The organism is Anaeromyxobacter oryzae, assembly GCF_023169945.1.
GTDB lineage: Bacteria > Myxococcota > Myxococcia > Myxococcales > Anaeromyxobacteraceae > Anaeromyxobacter > Anaeromyxobacter oryzae.
Genome location: NZ_AP025591.1, coordinates 1,638,721 through 1,664,247 on the forward strand (window position 1 = coordinate 1,638,721; position 25,527 = coordinate 1,664,247).

Annotated in this window: 24 protein-coding genes and 1 tRNA gene; 5 read left to right on the forward strand and 20 right to left on the reverse strand. The window is 70.8% G+C overall.

Annotation, left to right across the window (positions count from 1 at the left end; all coding sequences use genetic code 11):
• Window positions 1-132: 132 nt before the first annotated feature.
• The 7 genes from AMOR_RS07155 to AMOR_RS07185 form a co-directional block, all read right to left on the reverse strand.
• Window positions 133-1,554, reverse strand: coding sequence for a hypothetical protein (locus AMOR_RS07155; RefSeq protein ID WP_248360071.1), 1,422 nt, complete (start codon window positions 1,552-1,554; stop codon window positions 133-135).
• 489 nt (window positions 1,555-2,043) lie between these two features.
• Window positions 2,044-4,278: a cache domain-containing protein gene (locus tag AMOR_RS07160; protein WP_248360073.1), complete on the reverse strand. Its 2,235-nt coding sequence runs from the start codon at window positions 4,276-4,278 to the stop codon at window positions 2,044-2,046.
• Between the two features lie 229 nt (window positions 4,279-4,507).
• Window positions 4,508-4,891: a YybH family protein gene (locus tag AMOR_RS07165; protein WP_248360075.1), complete on the reverse strand. Its 384-nt coding sequence runs from the start codon at window positions 4,889-4,891 to the stop codon at window positions 4,508-4,510.
• 223 nt (window positions 4,892-5,114) lie between these two features.
• Window positions 5,115-5,798 (reverse strand): hypothetical protein, encoded by a 684-nt coding sequence (locus AMOR_RS07170; protein WP_248360077.1) that lies wholly within the window; start codon window positions 5,796-5,798, stop codon window positions 5,115-5,117.
• Window positions 5,799-5,913: 115 nt separating this feature from the next.
• On the reverse strand, window positions 5,914-6,216 hold the full coding sequence (locus AMOR_RS07175) for a DF family (seleno)protein (RefSeq protein WP_419720682.1): 303 nt from the start codon (window positions 6,214-6,216) through the stop codon (window positions 5,914-5,916).
• Window positions 6,217-6,511: 295 nt separating this feature from the next.
• Window positions 6,512-6,898, reverse strand: coding sequence for a GFA family protein (locus tag AMOR_RS07180; RefSeq protein ID WP_449658177.1), 387 nt, complete (start codon window positions 6,896-6,898; stop codon window positions 6,512-6,514).
• A gap of 197 nt (window positions 6,899-7,095) precedes the next feature.
• Entirely contained in the window at window positions 7,096-11,778 is a 4,683-nt protein-coding gene (locus AMOR_RS07185) for a pullulanase X25 domain-containing protein (protein WP_404800949.1), read from the reverse strand.
• Window positions 11,779-12,129: 351 nt separating this feature from the next.
• On the opposite strand from AMOR_RS07185, the gene AMOR_RS07190 reads away from it, so the two are divergent.
• Window positions 12,130-12,327 (forward strand): hypothetical protein, encoded by a 198-nt coding sequence (locus AMOR_RS07190; RefSeq protein WP_248362682.1) that lies wholly within the window; start codon window positions 12,130-12,132, stop codon window positions 12,325-12,327.
• A 54-nt stretch (window positions 12,328-12,381) separates the two neighbouring features.
• Here the strand turns inward: AMOR_RS07190 and AMOR_RS07195 are convergent, their stop codons facing one another.
• A complete protein-coding gene (locus AMOR_RS07195) occupies window positions 12,382-12,546 on the reverse strand; it encodes a hypothetical protein (protein ID WP_248360085.1) in 165 nt (54 codons plus the stop codon).
• A gap of 191 nt (window positions 12,547-12,737) precedes the next feature.
• Here AMOR_RS07195 and AMOR_RS07200 point away from each other — a divergent pair, with 191 nt between their 5' ends.
• A complete protein-coding gene (locus tag AMOR_RS07200) occupies window positions 12,738-12,884 on the forward strand; it encodes a site-specific integrase (protein ID WP_248360087.1) in 147 nt (48 codons plus the stop codon).
• Between the two features lie 271 nt (window positions 12,885-13,155).
• Complete coding sequence (locus tag AMOR_RS07205) at window positions 13,156-13,353, forward strand: tyrosine-type recombinase/integrase (RefSeq protein ID WP_248360089.1); 198 nt, start codon at window positions 13,156-13,158, stop codon at window positions 13,351-13,353.
• A 36-nt stretch (window positions 13,354-13,389) separates the two neighbouring features.
• Here the strand turns inward: AMOR_RS07205 and AMOR_RS07210 are convergent.
• From AMOR_RS07210 to AMOR_RS07225, 4 genes are all read right to left on the reverse strand, one after another.
• Window positions 13,390-13,464, reverse strand: a tRNA-Gly gene (locus AMOR_RS07210).
• Between the two features lie 21 nt (window positions 13,465-13,485).
• Complete coding sequence (gene pgsA, locus AMOR_RS07215) at window positions 13,486-14,148, reverse strand: CDP-diacylglycerol--glycerol-3-phosphate 3-phosphatidyltransferase (protein WP_248360090.1); 663 nt, start codon at window positions 14,146-14,148, stop codon at window positions 13,486-13,488.
• On the reverse strand, window positions 14,145-15,452 hold the full coding sequence (locus AMOR_RS07220) for a tetratricopeptide repeat protein (RefSeq protein WP_248360092.1): 1,308 nt from the start codon (window positions 15,450-15,452) through the stop codon (window positions 14,145-14,147). Before AMOR_RS07220 ends, pgsA begins: the two co-directional genes overlap by 4 nt.
• A gap of 3 nt (window positions 15,453-15,455) precedes the next feature.
• Complete coding sequence (locus AMOR_RS07225; RefSeq protein ID WP_248360094.1) at window positions 15,456-16,082, reverse strand: lytic transglycosylase domain-containing protein; 627 nt, start codon at window positions 16,080-16,082, stop codon at window positions 15,456-15,458.
• Between the two features lie 74 nt (window positions 16,083-16,156).
• On the opposite strand from AMOR_RS07225, the gene nadB reads away from it, so the two are divergent.
• Window positions 16,157-17,764: an L-aspartate oxidase gene (nadB, locus tag AMOR_RS07230; RefSeq protein ID WP_248360096.1), complete on the forward strand. Its 1,608-nt coding sequence runs from the start codon at window positions 16,157-16,159 to the stop codon at window positions 17,762-17,764.
• Window positions 17,765-17,795: 31 nt separating this feature from the next.
• Here the strand turns inward: nadB and AMOR_RS07235 are convergent, their stop codons facing one another.
• The 8 genes from AMOR_RS07235 to AMOR_RS07270 all read right to left on the reverse strand — a co-directional run bounded on the left by AMOR_RS07235 (window position 17,796) and on the right by AMOR_RS07270 (window position 24,463).
• Window positions 17,796-18,443, reverse strand: a complete 648-nt coding sequence (locus tag AMOR_RS07235; RefSeq protein ID WP_248360098.1) for a hypothetical protein — start codon at window positions 18,441-18,443, stop codon at window positions 17,796-17,798.
• Window positions 18,440-19,000, reverse strand: coding sequence for an orotate phosphoribosyltransferase (gene pyrE / locus AMOR_RS07240; protein WP_248360100.1), 561 nt, complete (start codon window positions 18,998-19,000; stop codon window positions 18,440-18,442). Before pyrE ends, AMOR_RS07235 begins: the two co-directional genes overlap by 4 nt.
• Window positions 18,997-19,791 (reverse strand): ParB N-terminal domain-containing protein, encoded by a 795-nt coding sequence (locus tag AMOR_RS07245; RefSeq protein ID WP_248360101.1) that lies wholly within the window; start codon window positions 19,789-19,791, stop codon window positions 18,997-18,999. Before AMOR_RS07245 ends, pyrE begins: the two co-directional genes overlap by 4 nt.
• A 57-nt stretch (window positions 19,792-19,848) precedes the next feature.
• On the reverse strand, window positions 19,849-20,391 hold the full coding sequence (locus AMOR_RS07250; RefSeq protein WP_248360102.1) for a bactofilin family protein: 543 nt from the start codon (window positions 20,389-20,391) through the stop codon (window positions 19,849-19,851).
• 3 nt (window positions 20,392-20,394) lie between these two features.
• Complete coding sequence (locus AMOR_RS07255; RefSeq protein WP_242396205.1) at window positions 20,395-20,763, reverse strand: bactofilin family protein; 369 nt, start codon at window positions 20,761-20,763, stop codon at window positions 20,395-20,397.
• Between the two features lie 146 nt (window positions 20,764-20,909).
• On the reverse strand, window positions 20,910-21,782 hold the full coding sequence (locus AMOR_RS07260) for an alpha/beta hydrolase (protein ID WP_248360103.1): 873 nt from the start codon (window positions 21,780-21,782) through the stop codon (window positions 20,910-20,912).
• 10 nt (window positions 21,783-21,792) lie between these two features.
• Window positions 21,793-23,775, reverse strand: coding sequence for a tetratricopeptide repeat protein (locus tag AMOR_RS07265; RefSeq protein WP_248360104.1), 1,983 nt, complete (start codon window positions 23,773-23,775; stop codon window positions 21,793-21,795).
• A gap of 61 nt (window positions 23,776-23,836) precedes the next feature.
• Window positions 23,837-24,463 carry a MerR family transcriptional regulator gene (locus tag AMOR_RS07270; protein ID WP_248360105.1) on the reverse strand — a complete coding sequence of 209 codons (627 nt, stop codon included), beginning with the start codon at window positions 24,461-24,463 and terminating at the stop codon, window positions 23,837-23,839.
• A gap of 114 nt (window positions 24,464-24,577) precedes the next feature.
• On the opposite strand from AMOR_RS07270, the gene AMOR_RS07275 reads away from it, so the two are divergent.
• Complete coding sequence (locus tag AMOR_RS07275; protein WP_248360108.1) at window positions 24,578-25,390, forward strand: carbon-nitrogen hydrolase family protein; 813 nt, start codon at window positions 24,578-24,580, stop codon at window positions 25,388-25,390.
• The last annotated feature ends 137 nt before the right edge of the window (window positions 25,391-25,527 follow it).

Genomic DNA, 25,527 nt, shown 5'->3' on the forward strand with positions numbered 1-25,527 from the left:
TTACCCCCAGTGGAACATGCTCACGGTGGGACCGAGGATCCATAGACGCTCCCGCGGGACGGCGCTCCACGGACGAACGACGCGGCGCCGAGCTGCCTGCCAGGAAGCGCCGCCGCCGGCCCGGCGGGGGCGTCAGCGCTGGATCGACGCGCGGATCTGCTGCGCCGAGGTCACCAGCTCCTTGGCCTGTCCGACCGTGAGCACCACACCGCCCTGGGCCTCCGCCTCCCGGATGAAGGCACCGAGAACGTCGTGAACGACGACGTTCTTCTCCGCCGTCGCCGCCTCGAGGGCGGCGAGGAGCCTGGTGTCGAGGCTGGCGAGGATGGCGGGGCGTGGCGCCATGGCCCGGAGGCGCACCCGCAACTCGGCGATGCGATCGACCACGATCAACTGCGGGACCCACAGCATCGCGTGCGTCGTGCCATCCGCCTGGACGCTGTAGCCGACGATCTGGCCAGCGTCGTTCACCGCCAAGGCGGCGCTGGACGCCCCGCCGGCGAGCGCGTTCAGGTCCACGATCCCGCCCGAAGCCGTCCACGAGAACGCGTGGTATTCACCGTCGTCGACGAGGCTCCTGCCGACCACCTGACCGTGAACGTTCACCGCGCGCAAGAAGCCATGATAGATGATGCTCGGGCCCGTGCTGCTCGAGAGCATGGTGTTCCCGGCCTGGGTCACTTGTACGTACTGTTCTAGTCGCAGCCCGCCGACATCGACGGTGCCCCCTTCAGCCGTCCACACGCGAAGCCGGCGCATCAGCGTTCCGTACTGCTCGTCGATCAGCACGTGGCCGCCCTCCCCGAGCCCCACCGAGGGTTCCGGGTTTGTATGCGACGAAAGGATGTCGACTCGCCCGCCACTCGGCGTGTACGAGTAGACCCATAGGGCGTCACAGGGCCCGTGGTGCCCGGCGATCTGGCCTCGATTGTTGACGAAGAGGGCTTTGCTCTCCCTCCCCTCGGATAGCTCGGGGAGCAGCGGCGCCATCGGGCCCGGAGCGATCCATGTGAAGGCACGGTCGTACGGGAAGTCGGAGCCCCTAGAGGAACCGACGATGAGGCCAGCGTCATTGATGGAGAGCGCATAGCTAGCGCCGTAGTAGCCACTGAGCGAGTCCAGATCCTTCATCCCATCCGAACGCGTCCATCGAAACGCGTGCGCGCCGACCGCGGTCGTAGCCCACCCGACGACCACGCCGTCGTTGTTCATCGATGCAGGGCACATCGGCGTCTTGCCGGGCGACCCCATGTCGACCGGGACATTCTCGGCGGTCCAGAAGATGCCGCGCATGTCCGAGTAGTCCTGTCCCACCCTTCGATACCAGCCGAAGATCTCGCCCCTCTCGTTCACACGCAGCGCCACGCCCTCCGTCGCGTTGAACCTCGTCAGCTCGTACAGACCGGTCGACCGCGTCCAGGCGAACGGACGCAGCGATCCGTCCGCCATCTGGCCATAGCCGACCACCTGGCCGGCCTGGTTGATGTCGACGGCCACGTTGTGCTTGCCGATCATGCCCAGGTCGATGGCGATCAGTCGCGTGTATCTCGTCATGGTGGCCCTCTCATCGCACTACTGAGCGACGAAGATCGCCTGCAGCATGAGTTCTCGAAGGCGGTTCCCGCGACCGGGCACGCGGGGCTCGCTGTACGCGCTACGTCGACTGTGGTGCGACGAACTGTTTGACTCGGCACCGCAGCGGCTCGTCAGGGCGCACCTCGCGGCCTGGCCAACGCGTCGGTCTCGAGGGCCCGGCTAGGCCTTGGGCGCGCCGCGAGAAGGTCCCAAGGTCCCGACCGAGAGTTCCGCCGATCCGAGAAAGGTCCCGACCGAGAGTTCCGCCGATCAACCCGAGCGGCCGCCTCCCGGACCATTCCCGATCGAAGAAACACAGGATCGCGTCCGTGCTGCGGACCTACGTTTTCGGCGGTTTGCTCCCCCTTCAGCCGCGCAACGTCCGTCGTTCGGCCGATTTCTGCCGCGTCTCTCGATTACTCTGGGTCGGGGCTTTCGGTCGCGACGACGTAGTCGCTCGTCGAGCTTTCACGTTTCGTTGCATGCCTTCGCCAGCGCGCGCTCGAGCTGCTCGGTCGTGTACGGCTTTGCGAGATAGAAGACGGCGGACTCGCCTCGGAGCGCCTCGACATCCGGGCCCTTGCTGAAGCCGGACGAGACGATGACCGGCACATCGGGGGTGACCTCGCGGATCTTCGCGAGCACCTCCCTGCCCGACATGTCCGGCATCATCATGTCGAGGATGACGACGTCGATCCGCCGGGCGTCGGCCTTGTGCGTCCTCACAGCCTGCGCGCCATTCGCGCACTCGATGACCTCGTGGCCGCCTGTCCGGAGCAGGAGGCCCAGGGAGATTCGGACGTTCTGCTCGTCGTCCGCGATGAGGACGCGCAGCGGGTACGTCGGCGTCGGCCGACCCTGCGTCCGCTCCGACCGAGGCTCGGGCGAGACCCCATCCACCGCGGGTAGAAGCAAGGCGAAGCTGGTACCGCGATCCGCGGCGCTCTCCACCGTTATCGCACCCTGATGCGTCTTCACCGTTCCGTACACCTCCGCGAGCCCGAGCACGGAGCCCATGCCCACGCCCTTGGTCGTGAAGAACGGCTCGAAGAGATGCGCTCGGACCTCCTCGGAGAGCCCGATGCCGGTATCGACCACGCGCACCTCCAGGTACGGGCCGGGAGAGACGTCGAAGGGGACCGCCGCGCAGGCGGCCGCGTCGAGCTCCACACGCCGCGTCTCGAACGTGATCGTCCCGCCGTCCGGCATGGCGTCGCGCGCGTTGAGGGCGAGGTTCACGAGCGCGGTGTGGAGCCGGTCGGGGTCGCCTCGCACCAGGGCGGGCGCGGCCTCGAGCCTCGTGCGGAGCTGGATGCGCTTGTCGATGCTGCGCGAGAGGAGCCCCACGACCTCGTCCACCGTGCGGTGGAGGTCCACCGCGACGACGCGCGACGGTCCCTTGCGCGCGAAGGCCAGGAGCTGGTTCACCAGACGCGCCGAGCGCAGCGCCGCGTCGCGGATGTCGCCCGCGATGGCGCCCTCATCGCCCGGGAGCGCGCGTGCGAGGTGCTCCGAGTTGCTCAGGATCGCCGTGAGCTGGTTGTTGAAGTCGTGTGCGATGCCGCCCGCGAGGCGGCCCACCGTCTCCATCTTCTGCGCTTGCAGGAGGTTCCGCTCGCTCTCCTGGAGCGCTTTCTCGCGACGGGCGAGCTGCTCCGCCATCCGGTCGAAGCTGCGCCCGAGCCGCCCCAGCTCGCCGCCGCGGACGAGCTCCCCCACCCGCACGCCGAGATCGCCGCCCGCGAGCCGGTGCGAGGCCGACTCGAGGCGCGCGATGCGGTCCACGATGGTCCGCTTGCCCACCACCGAGGCGAAGGCGAGGGCCGCCAGGAAGAAGGAGAGGAGCAGCGCGACGTTTCTCGCGAGCGCACGGTTCGCGCCGGCGATGACGCCTGCGTAGGGAATGCCGGCGCGAACGTACAGGAAGGGCGTCTGCTCCCCGGCGAGCCTCAGCTTCCGATAGGTCTGGACGCGGTACTCACCGGTGAGGCTCGGGCCGATGTTCGTCGCCTCGTCCGGCCCGTCCACCATCGCGGCCAGGAGCGCCGGCGAGATGGGGCGGCCCACGTACGGCTCGGCGTCGATGGCGCGCGCCACGACGATGCCGTTGCGGTCGGTGAGGCTGAAGCTCGAGCGGGGCGGGAGCCGCGACGACTCGAGGAGGCGCACGAAGCGGAGATCGAACCCGACGCTGATGACGCCCGCGATCTCTCCCCGAGCGTCGCGGAAGGGATACCCGAAGAAGAAGGTCGGCCTCGAGGTGACCCGACCCGTCACGGACTCGCCCGAGGCGAGCCGTCCGGTCGCGAGCGCACCCTGGAAATGCCGTCGATCGGCGATGTTGAAGCGACCTGGATTTGCGGATGCCCAGACGTCTCCAGCCGCGTCCGCGATGGAGATGTTGGCGTAGTCGGGGTTGAGCGCGACCATGTCGCGCAGGAGGTGCTGCACCGCGGGGTCGCGCGCCTTCACGGCCGGGAGGTTGGCGAGCGCGGTCATCAGCTGCTGCGCTGCCGCGAGCCTGCTCTCGTACGCCGCCGCGATGGCCGCAGCCAGCTTCTGCGTCTCGACCCTCGCCTCCTGGATCTTCTCCTCGCGGGAGCGGAGGCCGGACCAGACGATGATCCCCGCCGCAGGCAGCACGAAGATCGCGGCCAGGAGCGTGAGCTGGACGCGGATCGAGAGCGCCGAGAGCGACTTCATTGGCGGAAGGTCCCCTTGCACGAATCCGCCACCAGCATACCCGGTCGGCCGCCCGGCCATCGACATGACGACGGCGGGCGCGCACTTCTCGCCGGACGTGAGCGGAACGCGGTGGTCGCGAGGTAAGGGAGGGCCCCACCCAGCCCCGGCAACCCCGCGCACGTCGCCGGATGCTACGCTGGTTGGGCGCGAATGCGGCTGCCTGGTTCGCCCAGTGCCGCTACTCCGCTCAGGCAGTGGGCCCGCGACCTGCCAACAACTCGTGCCCGTACGAGTTGTCTATCGCGCAGCGCCACCTGCCGCCGCTCTCCCTTCGGAAGACGTACGTTGCGTTTCGAGTGACAGCGGGAAGGTTGGACGCCGACACGACCGTCTTCGCCAATACCAGGGCAGTGTCGCCGCTCTCGAGGACCACCATTCCCGCTTGCTGGACTTGCACGCTGTGGTGGAAGTACTCGGCGATCCGCTCGAAGGCCTTCCTGATGGAAGCCTTGCCCGTCACACTCATCCCCGGCTTGATCACGAGCACTGCATCCTCGGAGTAGAACTCGAGCAGGGTGTCGAAGTCCTCTCTGACGATGGCAGTGTCAGCCGATGCGATGATCTCTTCCAAGGGGTGCGCCATCGTTCATCCGTCCTTTGTCCGCGATTCGGCGCGGGCACCGCGCGTCCACAGCGCTTCTGCTGCGATCCCGACTCCACCCGACTCCACGGCTCTCCACGGTTCTCGACCAACCGCGGGGAGATATAGGGGAGACGCCCCTGGCGTTCCGGCTACTACCGCTTCGCAAGCTACCTGACGCCGCTACGAATCGTCGGCGCCGGCGCACCACGCCTCACCTACGCGTGCGCTCTTCGTCGCGGCGGCGCAGCGACAGGACCTCCCTCTCGGCGTCCCGTGCGCCAGATTCGCGCAACCGCGCGAGCAGCCGGTCCACTCCGCCCGGCTGACTCTCGGCGATGATGTAGGCCACCTTCGCGAGCCCATGCTGCGCGATCGCCGACAGCACGATGGTCTGCCTGCGCGGGTCCAGCCGCTCGATGGCGGGGCGGGCCGCAGCGACAACAAATGCGCTGTCCTCTCGCTCGAACCTTTCCACCAACTGGTCTGCATTCCGCTGCACGGACGCCGCGCCGAGCCTCCCGGCGATCCAGGCGACAAGCCATCGGGCTTCGAGATCGTCGGGCGAACGGTCCCTCAGAGCCTCGATCACCACGTCGTCGGGCGGGCAGTTCATCACGGATAGCATCGCGAGCGCTTGCCGCGGCGTACGCTCAGTCGACGCGAGACGAGTACGAAGCTCCGCCCACGGCGGGGGCGTAGCCGCTTCAAGTGACTCACGTGCCCGCGTTACGGCATCGACGACGGCCCATCCACCCTCAGAACCCGAAAGGCCCGCCGCCCCTGTGTCGAGCGCCATCAAGTACATGTCGGCGCGCTCGATCCATTCGCCACCGTCTGCGGTCGCTGGACGTGCAGCTGCCGTGACGAGAACCGCCAGCGTGGTGACCTTCGGCAACAGACGCATAGTTCCGCCTCGTCCGAATGGACGCTCCGTGACCGCGAGGGTGCCACAACAATCGCGGGCCGAGCTCTCCGAGGTGGCGACCGAGACGCGCCGACGGAAGAAGCGATCATGAACACACGAGCGCGCACCGGATCGCGGCCTCGATGAGCCTTCGCGGGGGCACGCCCGCGAGACCGTACAGTCGTCAACCCAGAGCGACGCCCGTCGGCGCCTCCGGGTCGATGTCGATGTCATCGACGCGGACGGTTGGCGAGCCCGGGAACGACCACCGGGCCGCGTCCTCGAGCGTCGCGACCGCGATTGTCTCGATCTCCGCCCCTGGCGCGATCTGGCCAACGACGTCCGCCACCACCTCGAGCGCGCGAGCGCCGTGCCCGCAGCCGGGACTCATGAGGACCTGGATCTTCATCCCGCCTGAAGGCTACCACTCCGCCCGGCCCGCGTCGGCACGTTCAGAAATTCCGCGGTTCTCGGTGAGCGCCAACAGTCAAGGCTCGCCCCAACTCATCGCACCTGGTTCGGCGAAGCTGGCCCCCCGCGAGGACGGCCTGCCTCGTGAGCGGCACCTACAAGCAGTTCAAGACCGACTTCGAGATGGTCGGGTTCCCCTTCCAGCGCCGACTTCGAAGGCGGGCGGCGCGTCGAAGATCGGTTCAAAGAGAACGGGCCGCACTCGGATCACCTTCGATTGTCTATATCGCGCCCTAGAGTGCCTCCCCGTCGATGACCTGGATTTCCAGGGAGAGCACATCAAGGTCATGAACGCAGCCGAGGTTGATCCGATAGTCCCCCGGCCTTGCGGGTCCTTGATAGTCGGGCGGCACGGAGGCCACCGTGGTGAACGGAGAGATACCGCAGGTGCGGCAGAAGAAGTGGTTCACGTCCTTGTCCCCGAACTGGTACAGGGCCAGGTGCTCTCTACCTTCCACCTCGACATCCGATGGGCGGAAGTAGTTCGAGGACATGACCGCCCCTTTGCGGACGCAGATGGAGCAATTGCATCTTCGGCCGCTCGTGATCTCCTCGCAAGCGAACGTGAAACGGACGGCACCACAATGGCAACTGGCACTGTAGGTTCTCGGAGTCGTCATGTTCGTTCCTGATTAGAAGCTGTCTCGAGAAGGTAGACGCTCGGAACGCCGAAGCCATAGCAGCGCGCAGGCGAGCTGCCGACAGATACGCGGGTAGCGGGCGATGTGGCCGTAACTACTCGCCCGCTCCAGCGCCCTCGCGAGACGACGGGTGCGGCGCCCTTGATGAACACCGGATCTGGGTGTCGGCGATCGGTTCAGGGCACCGAGAACTGGAACACGTACGGCGTCCGGATCTTGATGCCGTCGGCCTGGACGGTGATCGGCACGACGTGATCGATCGTCACCGTGTACGCGCCGGAAGCCAGCACGGTCCCGGGCGTGAAGGTGAGCGACTGCGCCCCCGAGTCGTGCGTGACGGCGCCTGCGATGGGCACGCCGCCCTGCACGACGGCGATGGCCGTCGAGAAGTCCGACGAGTTGGTGGCGTCGGATTTCACATCCCAGTTGAACGTAACGTCGATGGAGGCGGCCGTCGCCGTGTAGCCGGTGACGAGCGCGTCGCGCCAGTTCTGGACCGCCTTGTGGTTGTCGTCCGGGTTCGTGTCGCTCGTGTCGTCGAAGAGCTGCGTGAGGTCGGTCGGGCTGTTCGCCGCGACCGTCGCGACGCGGTTCGTGAACCCTTTGATCGTCCCCCACTCCTCGACGTAGTCGTACGTACCGCGCGTGTACTTGTACTGGATGGGCGTTCCATCCGCGATGTTCAGCGTGATCTGCCAGACGCCCGAGCCGGCGGACGTCATCTTCGTCGACAGCGTCCCGCCGCAATAGCCGCACAGCGGGTCCGCCGCGGCACCCTGCGCCTGCCCCGAGATGTAGACGAAGTCCGCGGGTGGCGTGAACGCCGGCACCTTCACACGGAATGTCACCTGCACCAGCTTCGGCTCCACGTCGTGCGACACCTCGTTCGACGCGGGCGAGGCGTTGAGCGAGGTGTCGTACGCCCTGACGACGTAGTAGTACGTCTCGCCCGAATTCACCGTGTGGTCCACGAACGCGAGCGTGGTCCCCGAGACGATCGCGAGCGCGACCGCGCCCTCGCCACCCGCCACCGTGCCGCGGTAGACGCGGTATTCCGCCACGACGTCATCCGGATCCGTCGACGCCGTCCAGCTCACCGTCAGGCTCGACGCGCCGTAGTCGATCTCCGCGACCGGCGCGGTGGGCGCGGTCGTGTCGGAGCTGGCGGAGATCGTCATGACCCCAGGCTGGTTCGTTCCCGGATTGCCCGGATAGAACCCGTCCTGATCCCCGTACACCCAGCTCCTCCCGCCGTCGTCGGAGAAGCGCACCAGGTAGTCGTACGTACCCACCGCATCCGCACGGATGCCGCCCATGTACTCGTAGTTGTTGCCGGACTTCACGTTGTAGGTCATCGGCTGCCAGGACGACCAGCTCGCCGGGTCGGTCCCCGGGGCGCCGAAGCCAATCTGCGCCTGGATTGCGCTCGGATCGCCGCCGGCGTCGGTGAAGCCGGCGATGTAGACCTGCCCGTACACCGTCGTGAAGTTCGAGGTGATCGTCTGGGTGATCGTCTTCGGCCACTGCAGGACCGCGTAGCCGACGGGGAAGGCAGGCGTGGCGTTCGCCTCGTTCGAGCTCGCGCCCTCGTTCCCTACCGAGTCCACGCCACGGACCACGTAGTAGTAGGTCGTGCCGTTCTGGACGGTCGCGTCGGTGAACGTCGTACCGGCCACGGTGCCGATCTTCACGTACCCGCCACCGGCGACCGGGCTGCGATAGACGTCGTACGATGCACTGTCCGAGTTGCCACTCCACGAGAGGCTGACCGTGCTCGCGATTCCGTTGTTCGACGCCGCCGTCAGCCCCGTGGGCGCAACCGGTCCCTTGATGTCCTGCCCGGGGTTCATGACGTAGATGGCGGCGGACAGCGGGCCCAGGGCCGTCATGAACGCACCGCCCGCGGTCGTGACGCTCTTCCCGGTGAGCGAGTCCTTCAGCGTGATGCCGTCGCGCAGGTACGGCGCGGTCGGCACGGTGACGGTCTGTGCCGTGTCCTCGTTCCGATTGATGACCACGATGGCGAGCGCCGTGTCGCTGCGCACCGAATACGCCAGCGTCTTCTGCACGTCGTCCGCGAGCAGGAACTGCACCCTGCCGTCGCGGAGGACCGGCGTCGCCTTCCGGAGCAGGATGAGCTTCTGGTAGTGGTCGAACATGTCGTGGTCGCCGCCAGCCCCGTAGTACTTGTCCTTCTTCGCGGTGCCGGTCAGGTCGGCCCACGGGAACGGACGGCGGTCGTCAGGGTCGCTCGCGCCCGTGAGCGCGACCTCGTCACCGTAGTAGATGGTGGGCGTCCCGGGCACGGTCATCTGCACGATCGCCGCGAGCTTCTGGCGCTGCTTGCCGAGCGCGAGGTTCGCGGCGTTGAACTCCCTGTCCTCGCGGTTGTACAGGCCGTCGGTCAGGCTCCACAGCACCCGGTTCGTGTCGTGGCTGTCGACGAGGTTCTGGAAGGTGTAGTAGGTCGCGTCCGCGTAGTCCTCGCGGATCGAGTCCATTCGGTGCATGAACGTCGAAGGCGGCAGGTTCGGGTCCGCCTCCTCGGCGAAGCCCTTGTTGTCGACGGCTCCGAGCAACCCGAGCACCGCGTTGCGGAAGCGGTAGCCCATGGCGGTGTCCGCCTGGTCACCGTGGGTCATCGGCAGGTTGTCGTACCAGTTCCAGGCTTCGGCGATGAGGATCTCGTCGGGCTTCACGCCCTTCGTGATGGTGCGCAGCTGCTGCCAGTAGGCGGGAGGGAACGAGGGGTCGCTCATGACGTCGAAGCGCCAGCCGCCGGCGCCGTTCAGCAGCCAGTACCCCGCGACGCTGCTCGACGACGACCTGTAGAAATAGTTCGCGACGGGTTCGTAGGGCAGCTCGGGCTGCGCCGGGTCGCGCTTCGTGATCACCGGGATCGTGTCGAACCCGGCCCAGCCGTCGTACGTCGCGGCGTTGGGGCGGCCCTGGCTGTCCACACAAGGCCCGCTGCCCGGTGAGACGTCATGGAACGTGAACCACGACCGGTACGGCGACGACGTGCTCTCGCACGCGCCGACGGTCGTGTAGTGGTGGTACCGGTCGAAGAATGGGCTGTCGGACGACATGTGGTTGAACACGCCGTCGAGGACGACCCTCATCCCGCGCGCGGACGCGTCGGTCGCGAGCTTCTTCAGGTACCCGTAGCCGCCGAAGTACGGATTGACCGACAGGTAGTCACGCGTGTCGTACCCGTGGTTCGACCCCGAAGCGAATACCGGGTTGAAGTAGATGATGGTGACGCCCAGCGACTTCAGGTAGTCGAGCTTGTCGTCGACGCCTTTCAGATCGCCACCGAAGTAGTCGCGTCCCTTGGGCGATTCGATGCACGGATTTGCCGGACTCACGTAGTCGCGGCAGTACCCCTCGGGGAGCTGCGTGAGCCAGTTCCTCAGCTGGACCTGCGCATCCGCCGCGGCCTGGAGCTGCTGGGGCGTCGCGTTGCTCGGCGCCGGATAATCGTAACGGAAGTCGGTCGTACGCGGGTCGTTCTCCGTCGCCCCGTTGCGGAAGCGATCGGGGAAGATCTGGTACATCACGCCGTCCTTCATCCATCCGACGGTCGGGAACTGCGCCGCCGGCTTCACGACGTTGAGCCGGAACCCGTTGTCGACCTCGGTCGGGGTCGCCGCCCCGACGCCACCGTAGCGTGGGGCATTGTCTGAGTAGTACGCCGTCGCGGTGCCGTCGGTGACGATGAAGCGGTAATACACGGTGCCGAGCGCCTTCGGCGTGTACTTCAGCTGCCACAGGTCGCACGTGCTGTCCGTGATCGTGGCGTCCTGGCAATCGACATTGCTCGCCACCAGCGCCATCGGCTGGCGGTCCTCGTGCCCGACCGCCGTGTCGTAGAGGCGCATCGTCACGCCGGTCACGTCCTTGTGGTACGTGCGGAAGCGCAGCGTGGCCTCGGTGCTGGGCGCGACCGCGCCGAACGGCACGCGGTAGAGGCTGTCACGCGAGTCGTGGCGAAGCCCTGCGTACTCGACGTTGTTGTCGTGCCCGTGCCCGGCGTTGATCGTCAGGACGTGGGTCGCCGAATTGTACGTGAAGCTCACCCTGGCGTTGTTCACGGGAACCGTGAACGGAATGTTGTTTCCGTTCGGGACGCCGCCCTGACCATAGTTCTCGTTCCAGCTCTCGTTGATCGCGACCTTGCCCTCGTAGCTCCCCGCGGGGAGCGCCGTCGTCTCGAACGTGTAGATGCCGTCGCCGTCGGGATCCTCGAGCCACGAGCGAAGGCAACCGGGATCCCAGTCGCCGCTGCAGCCGAGCGCGGATTGAAAGCTGCCCGGGGCGGTCGCGATCACGGAGTTGACGTTGTCCGTGATCCAGTGCGTCTTGTCGTCGTAGTAGAACTTCACGACCTGCGTGGCGCCGAGGTTCAGCGGGATGTTCGCTCCACCCGGCGCTGCGTGCAGTCCGTAGTTCTCATCCCAGCCGTCGTTCAGCGCGGCCTTGTAGTTCCAGTTGCCCGCCGGGATGGACCACGGCGTCGTCGCCGTCACCACGCTCTGCCACACGTCGTCGTTCGCGTCGTAGGTGAGGTGAGCGGCGGCGCAGGACGGGTCCCACGCATTTGCACAGCCGAGCGCCGGTTCGAGGTCGCCGGCGATCGTGACGCTCGACGGAGTCGCAGCATCCGCCCGTATGGCCGGGGAGCCGGCGCCGCCGGGTGAGCTCGCCCCGCCGCCGCACGCGGCCAGAACCGCCCAAGCGGCGAGCGCCGCGATGAGTTGAGCTGCACGGAGACGGAGAACGTTGCTCGACGTCGGCGAGGGGCTCGCCATGGCGCTGCCTCCCCCGGAACGAATCCGGACGCGCGGAACACGACACATCCGACGCTTGCGCACACGCGCGTGCAACCGGATTGGTGGGGGATCGCGAGCGCCGTGCTATTCCGCGTCGTTGCGGGAGAAGTCAGTTGCGCACGACACGCCCAGCGCGGTGCGACCTTCTGCCTACGCCCCGATTCGCTGAGGCGGCGCGGGTGACCTGCCCCCGAAAGCTGGACGGATCGCAGCGTGAGTCTTTCACTGAACGTGGAGGACGGATGCGGAAGAGCAAGTTCACCGAGGAGCAGATCATCCGGACGCTGCAGGAGGTCGATGCCGGCGCGCAGGTCCACGCACGGGCTCCGGCACACCTTCGCCTCCCACCTCGTCATGCGCGGCGTGACCCTTATGGCCGTGAAGGAGCTGCTCTTTCATGGATGCAGGGGTCAAGCCTTACGTGTGGCTAAGCCCCTCATCCTCTTCATCGGGAAACCGGCCCAATGGCCGCACGTGCCCACCAAGGGGGTGGCCATCGCGCTCGCCTACAACTCGAGCCAGTTTGGAGTGCTTGACGGAGCGACGGGGGACTTCACCTTCCTCGGCCAAGACTGAAACCGGCAAGTCTCTGCAGGGTCACACGGCGCTCATCTGACCGAACCAAGGTCTTCAGTACCCTCGTGCGCGACCTGTCGAATCGACACCGAGATCCTCGCGGAGGGCGGCCGCGAGCCGCAGTCGCCCGAAGAAGGAGTCACCGACCGTCGAGGCGTTCTCGCAGGACTTCCTGACGTTCTCCAAGACCAACAACAAGCCGAGCACGGTCGCCGCCAAGGAGTGTTCACCTCCTGCCGTACTTCGGTCGCACGCGCCTCGACCAGCTCGGACCCGCCGACATCGAGGCGTACAAGGCGAAGAAGCTGGACGAGGGGCTCAACCGCAAGTCGATCAACAACCACCTGACGGCGCTCCGGAAGCTGCTGAACCTGGCCGTCGAGTGGGGACGGCTGGAGCGGGCACCCAAGGTGAGCGGCTTCGCGCTCAAGATGCAGCCGGTGGGCGAGGACGAGTTCCTGACGTTCGAGGGGGCCGAGCGACTCGTCGCCGCGACCTCGCCCGAGTGGCAGCCGATGATCTCGCTGGCGCTCAAGACGGGGCTGCGCGTCGGTTAACTGCTGGCTCTCCGATGGGCGGACGTGGATCTGGTCGCCGGGCAGATCGTCGTCCGGCGCACCCTCTGGAACGGCGAGGAAGGCGTGCCGAAGGGAGGCCGGCACCGTCCGGTCCCGCTCTCGGACGCCGCGGCTGGCGTGCTCAAGGCGCACCGGCACCTCCGCGGCCCCTACGCCTTCTGCGACGAGGCAGGGGCCCGCCTGACGCACTCCATCGTGAAGAACGTGGTCCCGCAGGGTGCCTCCGCGCAGGCCTCGCGAAGCGGATCACGTGGCACGCGGGCTCCGGCACACCTTCGCGAGCCACCTCGTGATGCGCGGGGCCTCGCTGAAGGCCGTCCAGGAGCTACTGGGGCACGAGAGCATCGAGATGACGCTCCGGTATTCGCACCTCACGCCGGACGTGCGGCGCGCGACCGTGCGGCTCCTCGACGGCGCGCGGGGAGACCTGGGGGAGACGGGGACGTAGAAAAAGAAAAACCCCCGGTCGGAACCGGGGGTTAGATGGAGCGGGAAAAGGGATTTGAACCCTCGACCCTCGCCTTGGCAAGGCGATGCTCTACCACTGAGCTATTCCCGCAAGACCTAGCGTGGACGCGCTTTATAGAAGGGGGTCGCGGGGGGTGTCAAGGGTCTTTCCGCCGGGACCCGCCGCGGCCGCCCGGGAACCGCCGGGCGACTTGTAGACCGCCCGGATGAACCCCGCGAAGTAGCTGACCGCGGACCACACCGAGAACACCAGCGAGACGTACAGGAGCCAGGTCCCGACCCGGTTCGCGTCGAGCTCGAAGGAGAAGAGCAGCGCGTCGATCGGGTAGGTGTAGTGCAACAGGAGGAACGTGATCGCGGAGACCTGGAAGGCGGTCTTGTGCTTCCCCTCCTGCCCGGCTGCGATGACGATGCCCTCGCTCATCGCGATGGTCCGGAGCCCGGTCACGATGAACTCGCGAGCCATGACCACGATGACGACCCAGGCCGCGACCCGTCCGAGGTGGACGAGCATCACGAGCGCCGCCATCACGATGAGCTTGTCGGCGAGCGGGTCGAGGAACTTCCCGATCACCGTGACGAGGTTCTTCCGCCTCGCCACCCAGCCGTCGAGGAAGTCCGTCGCGCCGGTGAACGCGTACACGACCGCGGCGATGAAGCTGTCGACGCGCGACTCGTAGTACGTGAACCAGAGGAAGACGGGGATGAGCGCGATGCGCGTCAGCGTGATCGCGTTCGGGAGGTTGAGCGCCTCGTGCCGGAGCGACCGGCTCACGCCGCGGCCCCGGCGGGGCCGCCCGCCGCGGCCGGATCGACGAGCGCCCGCCCCTGCCCGGTCAGCTCCACCGCGAGCGCGCCGTCCCCGGCGTCGTCGAGGAGCGTCGCGAGGCGGGGCGTGAGCGCGCCCGTCCAGCCGACGAGCGCCCGGAGCGGCACCCGGAGCGGCGCGTCGGGCGTGACGTCGAGCGCGACAGGCTCGCCGGCCGTGACGAGGAGGAAGCGACCGCGCCCGCGCAGGAGCACGAGGTCCAGCTCGGCGCCGCTCGCGGACGCGACGCGCCCGTTCTCCCACACGACCCCGTCCTCGAAGCCGAAGAGCGCCTCCTCGCGGAGGTACGCCGGCTCGGCGCCGAGGTCGAGCGCGGTGAAGCGGCGGCCGTCGGCGCGGAAGAGGAGCGTCCCCTCCCCGCTCGCACGATGCATCCGCGTGGCGCCGTCGCCGAAGGGCTGATCCGTCGCGCGGCCGCGGAAACGCTTCCGCTCGAGCGTCACGGAGACCCGCCCGCGCGTGGCGAAGAGGCCGTCGAGGCGCACGCGGACCTCGCCGCGGACGGGGACGGAGAGGACTCCCGCGGCGACGCCGGGACGCTCCGCCACGGGCACGAGGCGGGCCGCGGCGTACGCCCCGAGCGCACCGTCGGGGCCCGCCGGAGTCGGCTCGGCCGGCGCCGCGACCGGCCGGATCGCCGGCACGCTGGCCGGGACCGGCGTGCGGATGGGCTCGGGCACGGGCGGCGGCTCCTCCTCCGCCTGCGCCTCCGCCGCGACCGGCGGCTCGGGCGGCGTCTGCGACGCCTGCGCCCCCGGCGCCGGGCGGGCGCCGGAGAGGATCTCGTCGCAGCGCGCGACCATCTGCTCCGAGCCGGACCGGACGAACCACTCGCGCGCCTTCGCGGCGTTCCCGGCCTCGAGGAGCGCGAGGCCGAGGTAGCCCATCGCCTTCTTGTGCTCGGGGTTGAGATCCAGCGCGATCTCGAGCTGGCGCGTGGCCTCGGGGTACTGCTTCGCCTTGAGGAACGCGAGGCCGAGGTTCACGCGCGCGGCGGGCTCGACCGGGTTCTCGTCGACGAGCCGCTGCCACGCGATCGTCGCGTCCTCGTACTCACCGAGCCGGTAGAACGCCTGCCCGAGGAGGCCGAGGACCTTCGCGTCCTTGGGCCGGAGCTCGAGCGCCTTCTCGAGCGAGGCGCGGGCCGCGTCCGCGTCGCCGCGGGCGAGGAGATCGGACCCCCGGTTCAGGTGGAACAGGAACTCCTCGTCGAGTCCCTCGACCTCGTCGCCGCCCCCGAGCCTGGCCACCGATCACCGCCCTGCCTTGTAGGCTTCGTACAGCGCCACGACCTTGCGGACGTACTCGCGCGTCTCCGGGATGTCCGGGACCTCGCCGCCCGCGCGACGCACCGCGTCGGGACCCGCATTGTACGCCGCGAGGGTCCGCACGAGATCGCCGTCGTACATGTTCGCGAGGATTCGCAGGTACCGCGCGCCGCCCTCGATGTTCTGCGCGGGCTCGTACGCGTCGGCGACGTACATGTCCTTCGCGGTGCCGGGCATCAGCTGCATGAGGCCGACCGCGCCCTTCTCGGAGACGGCGCGGTGGTCGAAGTTCGACTCGACCGCCATCACCGCGAGCAGGAGCGCCTCCGGGATCCGGTACTTGGCCGCGGCGGCGCGGATGTGCTCGACGTAACGGTCCTGGGCGCCCGCGCGGGGCAGCGGCAGGGCACGCGCCTGCGCCGTCGCCCGGTACACGCCGCCGGCGGTCGCCTTCTTCCCGAGCTTGCGATAGCGGGCGTCGGTCGGCGCGTTGGAGAAGTGCATCACCCCGTCGTCGTCGACGTAGCTGTACAGCTCGCCGGCGCGCGCGGCCCGGGCCGAGACGAGCAGCCCGGCGACGACGAGCGTGAGGAGGGCGCGGGGGGCGAACATACGATGGAAAAAGTTACCAAGAGCACGGTCGGCCGGACAACTTTATTCCCGGTCCGTATGCTACATGGACACCCATGAGTCCTCTCTCCGCGCGCGAGCACGTGGACTTTTTGGTCCTCGGTGGCGGGATCGCCGGGCTGACGTTCGCCCTCGAGGCGGCCGACCACGGGTCGGTGCTGGTCCTCACCAAGCGGCAGCGGTCGGAGGGCTCGACCCAGTACGCGCAGGGCGGCATCGCCGGCGTGCTCGGCCCCGACGACCAGTTCGAGCTGCACGTCCAGGACACGCTCGTCGCCGGCGCGGGGCTCTGCAAGCGCGAGGCGGTCGAGGTCACGGTCCGCGAGGGCCCGGACCGGATCCGCTGGCTCCTCTCGCTCGGGGTCGAGTTCGACCGGGAGGGCGGCGACCACCTCCACCTCACCCGCGAGGGCGGCCACTCCCGCCGCCGCATCGCGCACGCGAAGGACACCACCGGGCGCGAGATCGAGCGCGCCCTCCTCGCCGCCTGCGACGCGCGCGGCATCCGGGTCATCGAGGACCAGATCGCCATCGACGTCGTGACGAGCAGCAAGGTCGGCCTCGGCGGGCCGAACCGCGCGCTCGGCGCCTACGTCCTCGACCGCGCCTCGGGCCAGGTGAGCGCCGTGTCCGCCGGCGTGACGGTCCTCGCCACCGGCGGCGCGGGCAAGGTGTACCTGTACACGTCGAACCCGGACGTCGCGACCGGCGACGGCGTCGCGATGGCGTACCGCGCGGGCGCGGCGGTCGCGAACATGGAGTTCTTCCAGTTCCACCCGACCTGCCTCTTCCACCCGCAGGCGAAGAGCTTCCTCATCAGCGAGGCGCTCCGCGGGGAAGGCGGCATCCTCCGGAACGCCGCGGGCGAGGCGTTCATGATCCGCTACGACCCGCGGAAGGAGCTCGCACCGCGCGACATCGTGGCCCGCTCCATCGACGCGGAGACGAAGCGGCGCGGCGACGACTGTGCGTTCCTCGACATGACGCACCTGCCGAAGAGCTTCCTCATCGAGCACTTCCCGAACATCTACGCGACCTGCAAGGAGTTCGGGATCGACATGGCGGTGCAGCCGATCCCGGTGGTCCCGGCCGCGCACTACCAGTGCGGCGGCGTCGTCGTCGACCTCATGGGCCGGACGACCATCCCGCGCCTGTACGCGCTCGGCGAGGCCTCCTGCACCGGCCTCCACGGCGCGAACCGGCTCGCCTCGAACTCCCTCCTCGAGGGCGTCGTCTTCGCGCGGCGCGCCGCGCTCTCCGCGATCGACGAGGTGTCGGCCGCGAGCGGCCCGCCGTCGCCGTTCCCGGACTGGAACCCGGGCGACGCGCTGGCGCCGGAGGAGGGCGTCGTCGTCGCGCACAACTGGGACGAGGTCCGGCGCCTGATGTGGAACTACGTCGGCATCGTCCGGACGCAGAAGCGCCTCGAGCGGGCGCGCACGCGCCTCGCGGTGCTGCGGTCGGAGATCCGCGAGTACTACTGGCAGTACCGGGTCGCGCCCGATCTCATCGAGCTCCGGAACCTCGCCGACGTCGCGATGCTCATCGTCGAGTGCGCGCGCCAGCGGAAGGAGTCCCGCGGGCTGCACTACATCCTCGACTACCCGAAGTCGGACGATCGGTGGCTGCGGGACACCGTGATCACCCGCGGCGATCTGGAGTGACGAGGGGCACCGCCGTCCCGGCGACCCGCCGCTAAGGCGCCGGCGCGGCCGGCGCGGGATGCTCCACGCCGTCCACCTCGGCGAAGTCGAGCGGGATCTTCCCGAGCGCGCTCGAGATCCGGAGCTCGAAGGCGCGCCCCGCGAGCGCGCCGCCCGGTGCCTTCGGGAAGTGCACCAGGTAGACGACGTCGAACGGCCCCACGAAGGGGAACAGCCCGCGCACCGTCGCGTCGGGCTCGACGCCTTCCACGTGCACCGGGAGGAGCTCGGCGCCGTCCACGTGGAGCGCGACGCGCCAGACGCTGCTCGCGGCGTCGAGGTCGTTCACCTTGGAGTCCGCCGTGTAGAACGAGAGGAGGAACTGCTCCTCGCTCGCGGCGCTCGCGCGCTCGGCGGCGAGCCGGCGGTCGAGCTCCTCCGGGGTCCAGTCGAGCCACTCCGCCAGCCTTCGCGCCCGGGCCTCGCGCTCGGCCGGGCCGAGGTAGGTCGCCGTCGCGGTCGCCCGGTGGACCAGGCCGTCGTAGAGCATGAACCGCCGCGTCGCGGCGAAGCGGGCCGCGCCCCACTCGCCCTCCGTGGTGGCGGGGACGGGCTGGCGCGGGTGGAGCGCCGAGCAGCCGGCCAGCGCCGTCGCCGCCGCGAGGGCGAGGACCGCCGCGACGCGCCGGGCGCGCCTCACGGGATGAAGTCCTTCCGGGTGAAGAGCGCCTGGAGCGGCACGCCCTGCGCCTCGATCGCCTCGCGGCCGCCCTCGAGGCGGTCCACGAGGGCGAGGCACGCGACCGGCTCGAGCTTCTCGGCGCGGCACCGCTCGATGGCCTTGAGCGCGCTCCCGCCCGTCGTCACCACGTCCTCGATCACGACGACGCGCGAGCCGTCCGGGATCGTCTTCCGCCCCTCGATCCACTGTCCGGTGCCGTGCCCCTTCGGCTCCTTGCGGACGATGAAGGCGTCGACCGGCGCCCCCTCCAGGAAGCTCGTCAGCGCGACCGCGCTCGCGATGGGGTCCGCGCCGAGCGTGAGGCCGCCGACGCCGCGGACGAGCGGCTGGATCGCGCGGACCCGGTCGAACAGGAGGCGCCCGACGAGGACGTGGCCCTCGGCGGTGAGCGCCGTCCGCTTGCAGTCGACGTAGAAGTCGCTCTCCTTGCCCGAGGCGAGGATCACCTTGCGCCGCTCGAACGAGAGCGTGCGGAGCAGCTCCAGCAGGCGCGCGCGGTCCGTCTCGATGCTCATGGATCTTCTCCCTCGCCCTCGAGGTGCGGGAGGAGGCCCGCGATCCAGCGGACCTGCTCCAGGATCGTGCGGCGGCCGCCGGCGGGCAGCTCCCGCCAGGCGTCGAGCGCCACCGCGAGATCCGTGCTCACCTCGTACAGCCGCGCGGCGAGATCGTCCACGAGCTCCTCGGGGGTGACCTCCACCTCGGCGCCTCCCGCGGCGGCGGGCCGCGGGGCGTCCTCCGCCTCCGCGGCGGCGCGGACCGCCAGGTCCTCCGCGTCCGGCGTCGCGGCGGGCGCGTCCGCGGCGGGGGCGCCGCCCAGGAACTCGAAGAACCGCTCTCGCAGCTCCGGCTCGATGGGCGCCCGGACGAGCGCCTCGTCGAGGAGCTCGTCGGCCCAGGGCGCGGCGCCGCTCTCCTGGAGCCGCTCGCGGAGCCGCCAGAGCGCGTCGCGGTCGAGCGGCTCGGTGAGCAGCGCGTGGCCGAGCGCGAGGCCCCAGGCGTCGTCGTCGTCGAGGGCGCGGTGGACGCGGGCGAGCACGCGCTCGCGCATGAGCATCCGGAGCGCGGCGATGCGCCGGAAGCCCGCGACGACCTGGTAGCGGGGAGCCTCGGCGGGCGCGCCGGGGACGAGGCGCAGCTCGACCGGCGCGAGCTGGCCGAGGCGGCCGATCGACGCGGCGAGCGCGGAGACGTCCTCCTCCTCGCGCAGCCGGAAGGTGACGTCGTCCGCGACCGCGGACAGCGGCACGAACTCGACGGCGCCCGTCGCATGGGCGGGCGCCGTGGTGCGGGGCTCGAGCTCCACGTGGCCTCCGCTCGGAGAAGGACGGCGCGGGGCCCGCCGAGCGGGCCCCGGCGCCGGCTACTTCCGCTTGACGATGACCTTGCGCTTCACGGCGCCCATCGCGACCGGGGCGGGCGGCGCGGGCGGCTTCGCCACCGCGGGCGCGGCCAGCTTCTCCTCGAGCTTCTTCGGCTCGGGGACGGCGGACGGCCGCGGCTGCGGGCGGAGCCCGGGGCGCGCGGGGGGCGCGACGCGGGCGGCGACCGGGCGGACCGGACGCTCGGCGTCGACCTCGACCTCGCCCATGTCGATCCGGCCGCGGAAGCTCGCGCCGTCGACGATGATCACGCGGGGGGCGTTGATGTCGCCCACCATCCGGCCTTCCTTCGTGATCTCGACCGACTCGGTCGCGGTGACGTTGCCGACCACCGCCCCCGCGATGACGCAGTTCTTGACCTGGACCTCGGCCTTCACGATGCCGGTGGGCTCGACCACCAGGGTCTTCGTGAGGGTGAGCGTCCCCTCGACGCGGCCGCGGACCGTGAGGTCCTCGTCGCCGTTGAGGGAGCCGCTGATGAGGATGGATTCGCCGATGATGGTGCTGCCGTCAGAGGTGGCCACGGGTCACTTTCCCTTCGTATCCTTGACGTCCATGTCGACGTTGCCCTTGAAGAGCGCGCCGTCGGCGATGAGGATGCGCGGGGCGCGGATGTCGCCCACGACCTTGCAGTCCGCCTTCAGCTCCACCTTGTCGCTCGCGACGATGTTGCCGGTCACCTGACCGGAGACCTCGACGTTCGCGGTCTCGATGTCGGCCTCGATGACGCCGGAGTTCTCCACGTAGAGGCTCTCGCGGAGGCTGATGCGGCCCTTGACGGTGCCCTGGATCACCAGGTCCTCGTCGCCCGAGATCTCGCCGTCGATGACGATCGAGCTGCCGATGACCGTGTGAGCGCCGGCGCGCGGCGCCGGGACCTTCTCGATGCCAGCCATTTCGCTTCTTCCTCCGGGAGGACCGCGATGGGCCGCGCGTACGCCGCGCGGAGTGAAAGACCGGGGCAGGATAGAAGGCCCCTCCCGGAGGCGTCAACAGGGTGTTCTGCGTACAGGCGCGTGGCGGGCGCCGCGATGGGCCGCCGTCACGGGCCGCTGCGGGTCGTCAGCCAGGCGATCGCCTCGGAGATCGGCTTCTCGCGCTCGACCTCGTTGAAGATCTCGTGTCGGAAGCCGTCGTACACGACGATCCGCTTGTCGGCGGCGCTCGCCGCGTCGACGAACGCCCGCGCCGCGGTCACGTCGGCGATCCGGTCCGCCCCGCCCGCGAGCACGAGCAGCGGCGGCTTCCACTCGCCGGCGCGCCGGAGCACCTCGATCTGCGCCCGCGACGACTCGTCGAACCACCGCGGGGTCGTGGCGCGCCCGTAGAGCGGGTCGCGCTCGGTCCAGCGGCGGAGCTCCGGGTCCGAGGTGAGGTCCGCGGGGTCGAGGTTCGTCGAGAGCGGCAGCCACGGGATGGCGCGACCGAGGACCCGCGCGCCGATCAGCTTCGCGGCGGGCGGCTTGGTCGCGAGCCGGAAGTACGGCGACGAGAACACGAAGCCGGAGACGTGGCGGCCGCGGGTGAGCCCCCAGAGTGCGGTCACGAGCGCGCCCATGCTGTGCGCGATCACGAAGAGCCGCTCGCCGGCGACGCCGTCCTGCGAGAGCTTCGCCACGAACGCGTCGAGGTCCGCGAGGTAGTCCGAGAACGCGTCGACGTGCCACCGGCGGCCGTCGGACTGCCCGTGGCCGCGGAGGTCCACCAGCGCGGCCTGGAAGCCGGCCTTCACGAGCGCGGAGGTGAGCGCGGGGTAGCGTCCCGAGTGATCGCCGCCGCCATGGATCACCGCCACCGTGGCGCGTGCCTTCGGCGGCGTGTAGCGCTGCCAGTACAGCCGGAGGTGGTCGGCGGAGTTGAGGAAGCCCTCGTCGTGCCTCGCCTCGGCGTCGGACGGATAGGACGGGACGGGCATCGGGCGGACGCTATCGGCGGTGCGCGGCGGGGTCAAGGCGCGCGGCGGGACGTGGCGCGCCCGGCGCGCCGGGGTGGCGCTCGGCGGGCAAGGCGAGCTTCCGGCCGATCTCCGTCCGCAGCCGGAGCGCCACGGCGGGCGGCTCCTCGCCGGCTCCGGCGAGGGCGCGGCGCCACGCTGCGGCGGCGTCCGCCGGGCGATCCGCGGCGCGGTACGCGTCGCCGAGCCGGTCGACGACGGCGGGGTCCCTCCCGGAGAGCACCTCGGCCCGCTCGAGGGCCGCGATCGCCGCGGCGGCGTCGCCCCGCCGGAGCTGCACCTCCGCGAGCGCCTGCAGCGGTGCGGCCGCGCGAGGCCGCAGGTCGGCGGCGCGCCGCGCGAGCCGCTCGGCCTCGTCGAGCCGGTCGCCCTGGTCCGCGAGCACGCGCGAGAGGAGGACGAGCGCCGCGACGTCGCCGCCGTCGAGCGCGAGCAGCGCCCGGAGCTCGGCGGCGGCCCGCTCCGGCGCCCCCGTCGCGCGGTGGCTCGCGGCCAGCGCGAGCAGGATCGGGCGTGCGCCCGGGTACGCGGCCGCGGCCGGCTCGAGCGCGTTCGCCGCGTCGGCGGCGCGGCCGGCGCGGAGGAGCGTCTCCCCGAGCGCCGCCTGCAGCGTCGCCGCCGCCTCGGCGTCCCGCGCCCGCTCGCGCTCCCGGGCCGCGTCGGCGAGGAGCGTCGTCGCCTCGCCGAGCTTGCCGGCGCGCTCCAGGAGGAGCGCGCGGGCGGCGAGGAGGCGCGGGTCGCCGGGGTTGCGGCGGAGCGCGTCGCCGAGCAGCCGCTCCGCCTCGGCCGTCCGGCCCGCGCGCGAGAGGACGTCGGCGAGCGCGGCGCGCGCGACGAGGTACGAGCCACCGTCGTCCGGCCCGATGACCGCGAGCGCCTGCGCCGCGTCCGGCCAGCGCCGCAGCGATCGCAGCGCGAGCCCCTCGACGACCCGGAGCCGCGGGTCCGGGCCGATCGCCGACAGCGCCGCGCGAGCGACGTCGACGGCATCCTCCCCGCCGGCGACCTCGCCCCAGCGCTCCGCGAGCGCCGTGGCGTCCCGCGCGAACGCCGCGGCCGTCGCGCCGGCCGACGGCGCGGGAGCGGCGCGCAGGAACCGGTGGGACAGCTCGCGGGCGCGCTCGAGCGCGCCCGCCTCGAGCGCGGAGCGCGCGAGCACGAGGAGCGCCGGCGCGTCGTCGGGCGCGCACCGCAGGACCGCGAGCAGGTCCTCCTCGACGTCCGCCGGACGCCGGAGCGCGTCGTGGGCGCGCGCGAGGAGGCGCCAGCCGTCCGCCTCGCCGGGCGCGACCTCGGCGGCGCGGCGGAGGTACCGCTCCGCGCGGCCCGCGTCACCGCGCTCGAGGAGCGCGTCGCCGATCGCCAGGAGGCCGGAGGGATCCGCCGGCGCGCGCTCGAGGAGATCGTCCGCCGCACGCGCGGCCGCCGCCTCGTCCCCGGCCTCGACGTACGCGCGCGCGAGCCCGGTCCACGGCTCCGGGTCCGGCCGCTCGCCCGGGGCGAGCCGCGCCGCCTCGGCGCGCGCGGCCTGCCGGTACGCGAGGATGGCCGCGGGGCCGTCGCGCCGCGCGCGGGCGAGCCGGGCCACGACCAGGTGAGCCCGGACCGCCACGCCGTCCTCGTCCTTGTCGAGCTGGAGCGCCTGCCGGGCCTCGCCCTCCGCCGCCTCGGCGCGCCCCGTCTCCTCGAGCGCCTCGGCGAGCGCGACGCGCAGCTCCGCGCTCGCCTCGTCGTACGCGACCGCGAGGCGGAGCTCGGCGACGCCGCCCGCAGAGTCGCCACGGTTCAGCCGCCGCCGGGCCTCGAGGTAGTGGGCGATGGCGCGGGGCGACGCCAGGGCGCCGCCAGCGCGCCGCGCCTCTCGCATCGCGTCCGGATCGACGTGCGCCCGCGGCTGGACGGCCGCGGCGCCGGCGAGGGCGAGTGCGAGGGCGAGCGGTGGCGCGAAGAGCAAAGCGGCCCCTCGGGGCGGGCGGGCGACGGCGGGGCAAGCATAACGGCGAGCGCCCGCCCCTTCAATCGGCGCGGGCGCGCGCCGGCCGGCCCCGGCGCCCGACCGGCGATGCCCGGCGCGGTGAGCGCGGCTCGTTGGCGCGGAGCGCCGCGGCGACCGCGGCCTCGAGGGCGCCCTCCGACGGCGGACCCGTCACCACGGCGGCGCACCCCGCGTCGGAGAGGGACTCCGTCCACGCGCCGAGCCCGACGCCCACCACCACGACGCCCTCGAGGTCCCGGTCGGCGCGGACGGCCCTGAGCACCTCGCCGCCGTCGGGCGACGGCGCGTGGAGCACGATGGCGTCGGGGGCGTACCGCGCGGCCGCGGCGCCGGCCGCGAAGCCCGGCGTCGCCTGCTCCACGTCGTATCCCGCGATCGCGAGCCGCCGCGCCGTCCCCTCCCGCGCGGGACCAGCGTCCGCGACCACGAGCACCTTGCGGCGTCCGGGCGCGGCGTCCGACAGCTCCTCCGGGATCGGGATCCCCTGGCGCACCATGAACGCGGCGAGGTCCTCCCGCGCGATGCGCCGGTGACCGCCCGGCGTGCGGTGAGCCTTGATCCGCCGCGCCTTGATCCAGTTGACGACGGTCGGGAGGGAGACGCCCAGGAGCCGGGCCGCCTCGAACGTGGTGTAGAAGCTGCGCACGCCGGAAGTGTAGCCCGCCCCGCGGGCGGCGGCCCGGCGCGACGCGGTACCCCCGGCGGAGGAGGCCGGATGGACAGGACAGAGTGTCGCGCCGAGACGTGCTAAGGAAAATACATGCCCCCCTCCGCCTACCTGATGGGCGCGGTGCAGATGACGTCCACCGCCGACCGCGCGCGGAACCTGGACACCGCCCTCCGGCTCGTGAACGAGGCCGCCGATGTGGGCGCGAAGCTCATCGGCCTGCCCGAGAACTTCGCGTTCATGGGGCCCGAGGAGGCGCGGCTCGCCAGCGCCGAGACGCTCGAGGGACCCACGCTCGGGGCGCTGCGCGAGGTCGCACGCCGCCGCGGCGTGTACGTCCTCGCGGGGTCGATCGCCGAGAAGGTGGACGCCCCGAAGAAGACGGCGAACACGAGCGTCCTCATCGCCGAGGACGGGTCGATCGTGGCGGCCTACCGGAAGATCCACCTCTTCGACGTGTCGATCCCGGATGGCGCGCGGTACGCGGAGTCCGAGGTCGTCGTGCCCGGCGACAAGGCCGTGATCGCCCCGACGCCGCTCGGCCGCATCGGTCTCACCGTCTGCTACGACCTGCGCTTCCCCGAGCTGTACCGCAAGCTCGCCCAGCTCGGCGCCGAGGTCCTCACGATCCCTGCCGCCTTCACGCTGTTCACCGGCAAGGATCACTGGGAGGTCCTCGTCCGCGCCCGCGCGATCGAGAACCTCGCCTACGTGCTCGCGCCGGCGCAGGTCGGACGCCACTCCTCGAACCGGCAGACGTTCGGGAACGCGATGATCGTGGATCCCTGGGGCGTCGTGCTCGCACGCTGCCCCGACGGCGAGGGCGTCTGCGTGGCGCCGTTCAAGCGGGATCGGCTGGAGAAGGTGCGGCAGGAGCTGCCGGCGCTGAAGCACCGGAAGCTCTAGCAGGCCGGCCTGAGCGGGCAGCCCGGCCCGCCCTTCGACTTCGCGCCGCCTGCGGCGGCGCTACGCTCAGGGCGACCGGGTCTGGACAGGCCCGTTCTTCAACAGCCTGCTGGCTCGACGCACGGTCGCCGCCTGCG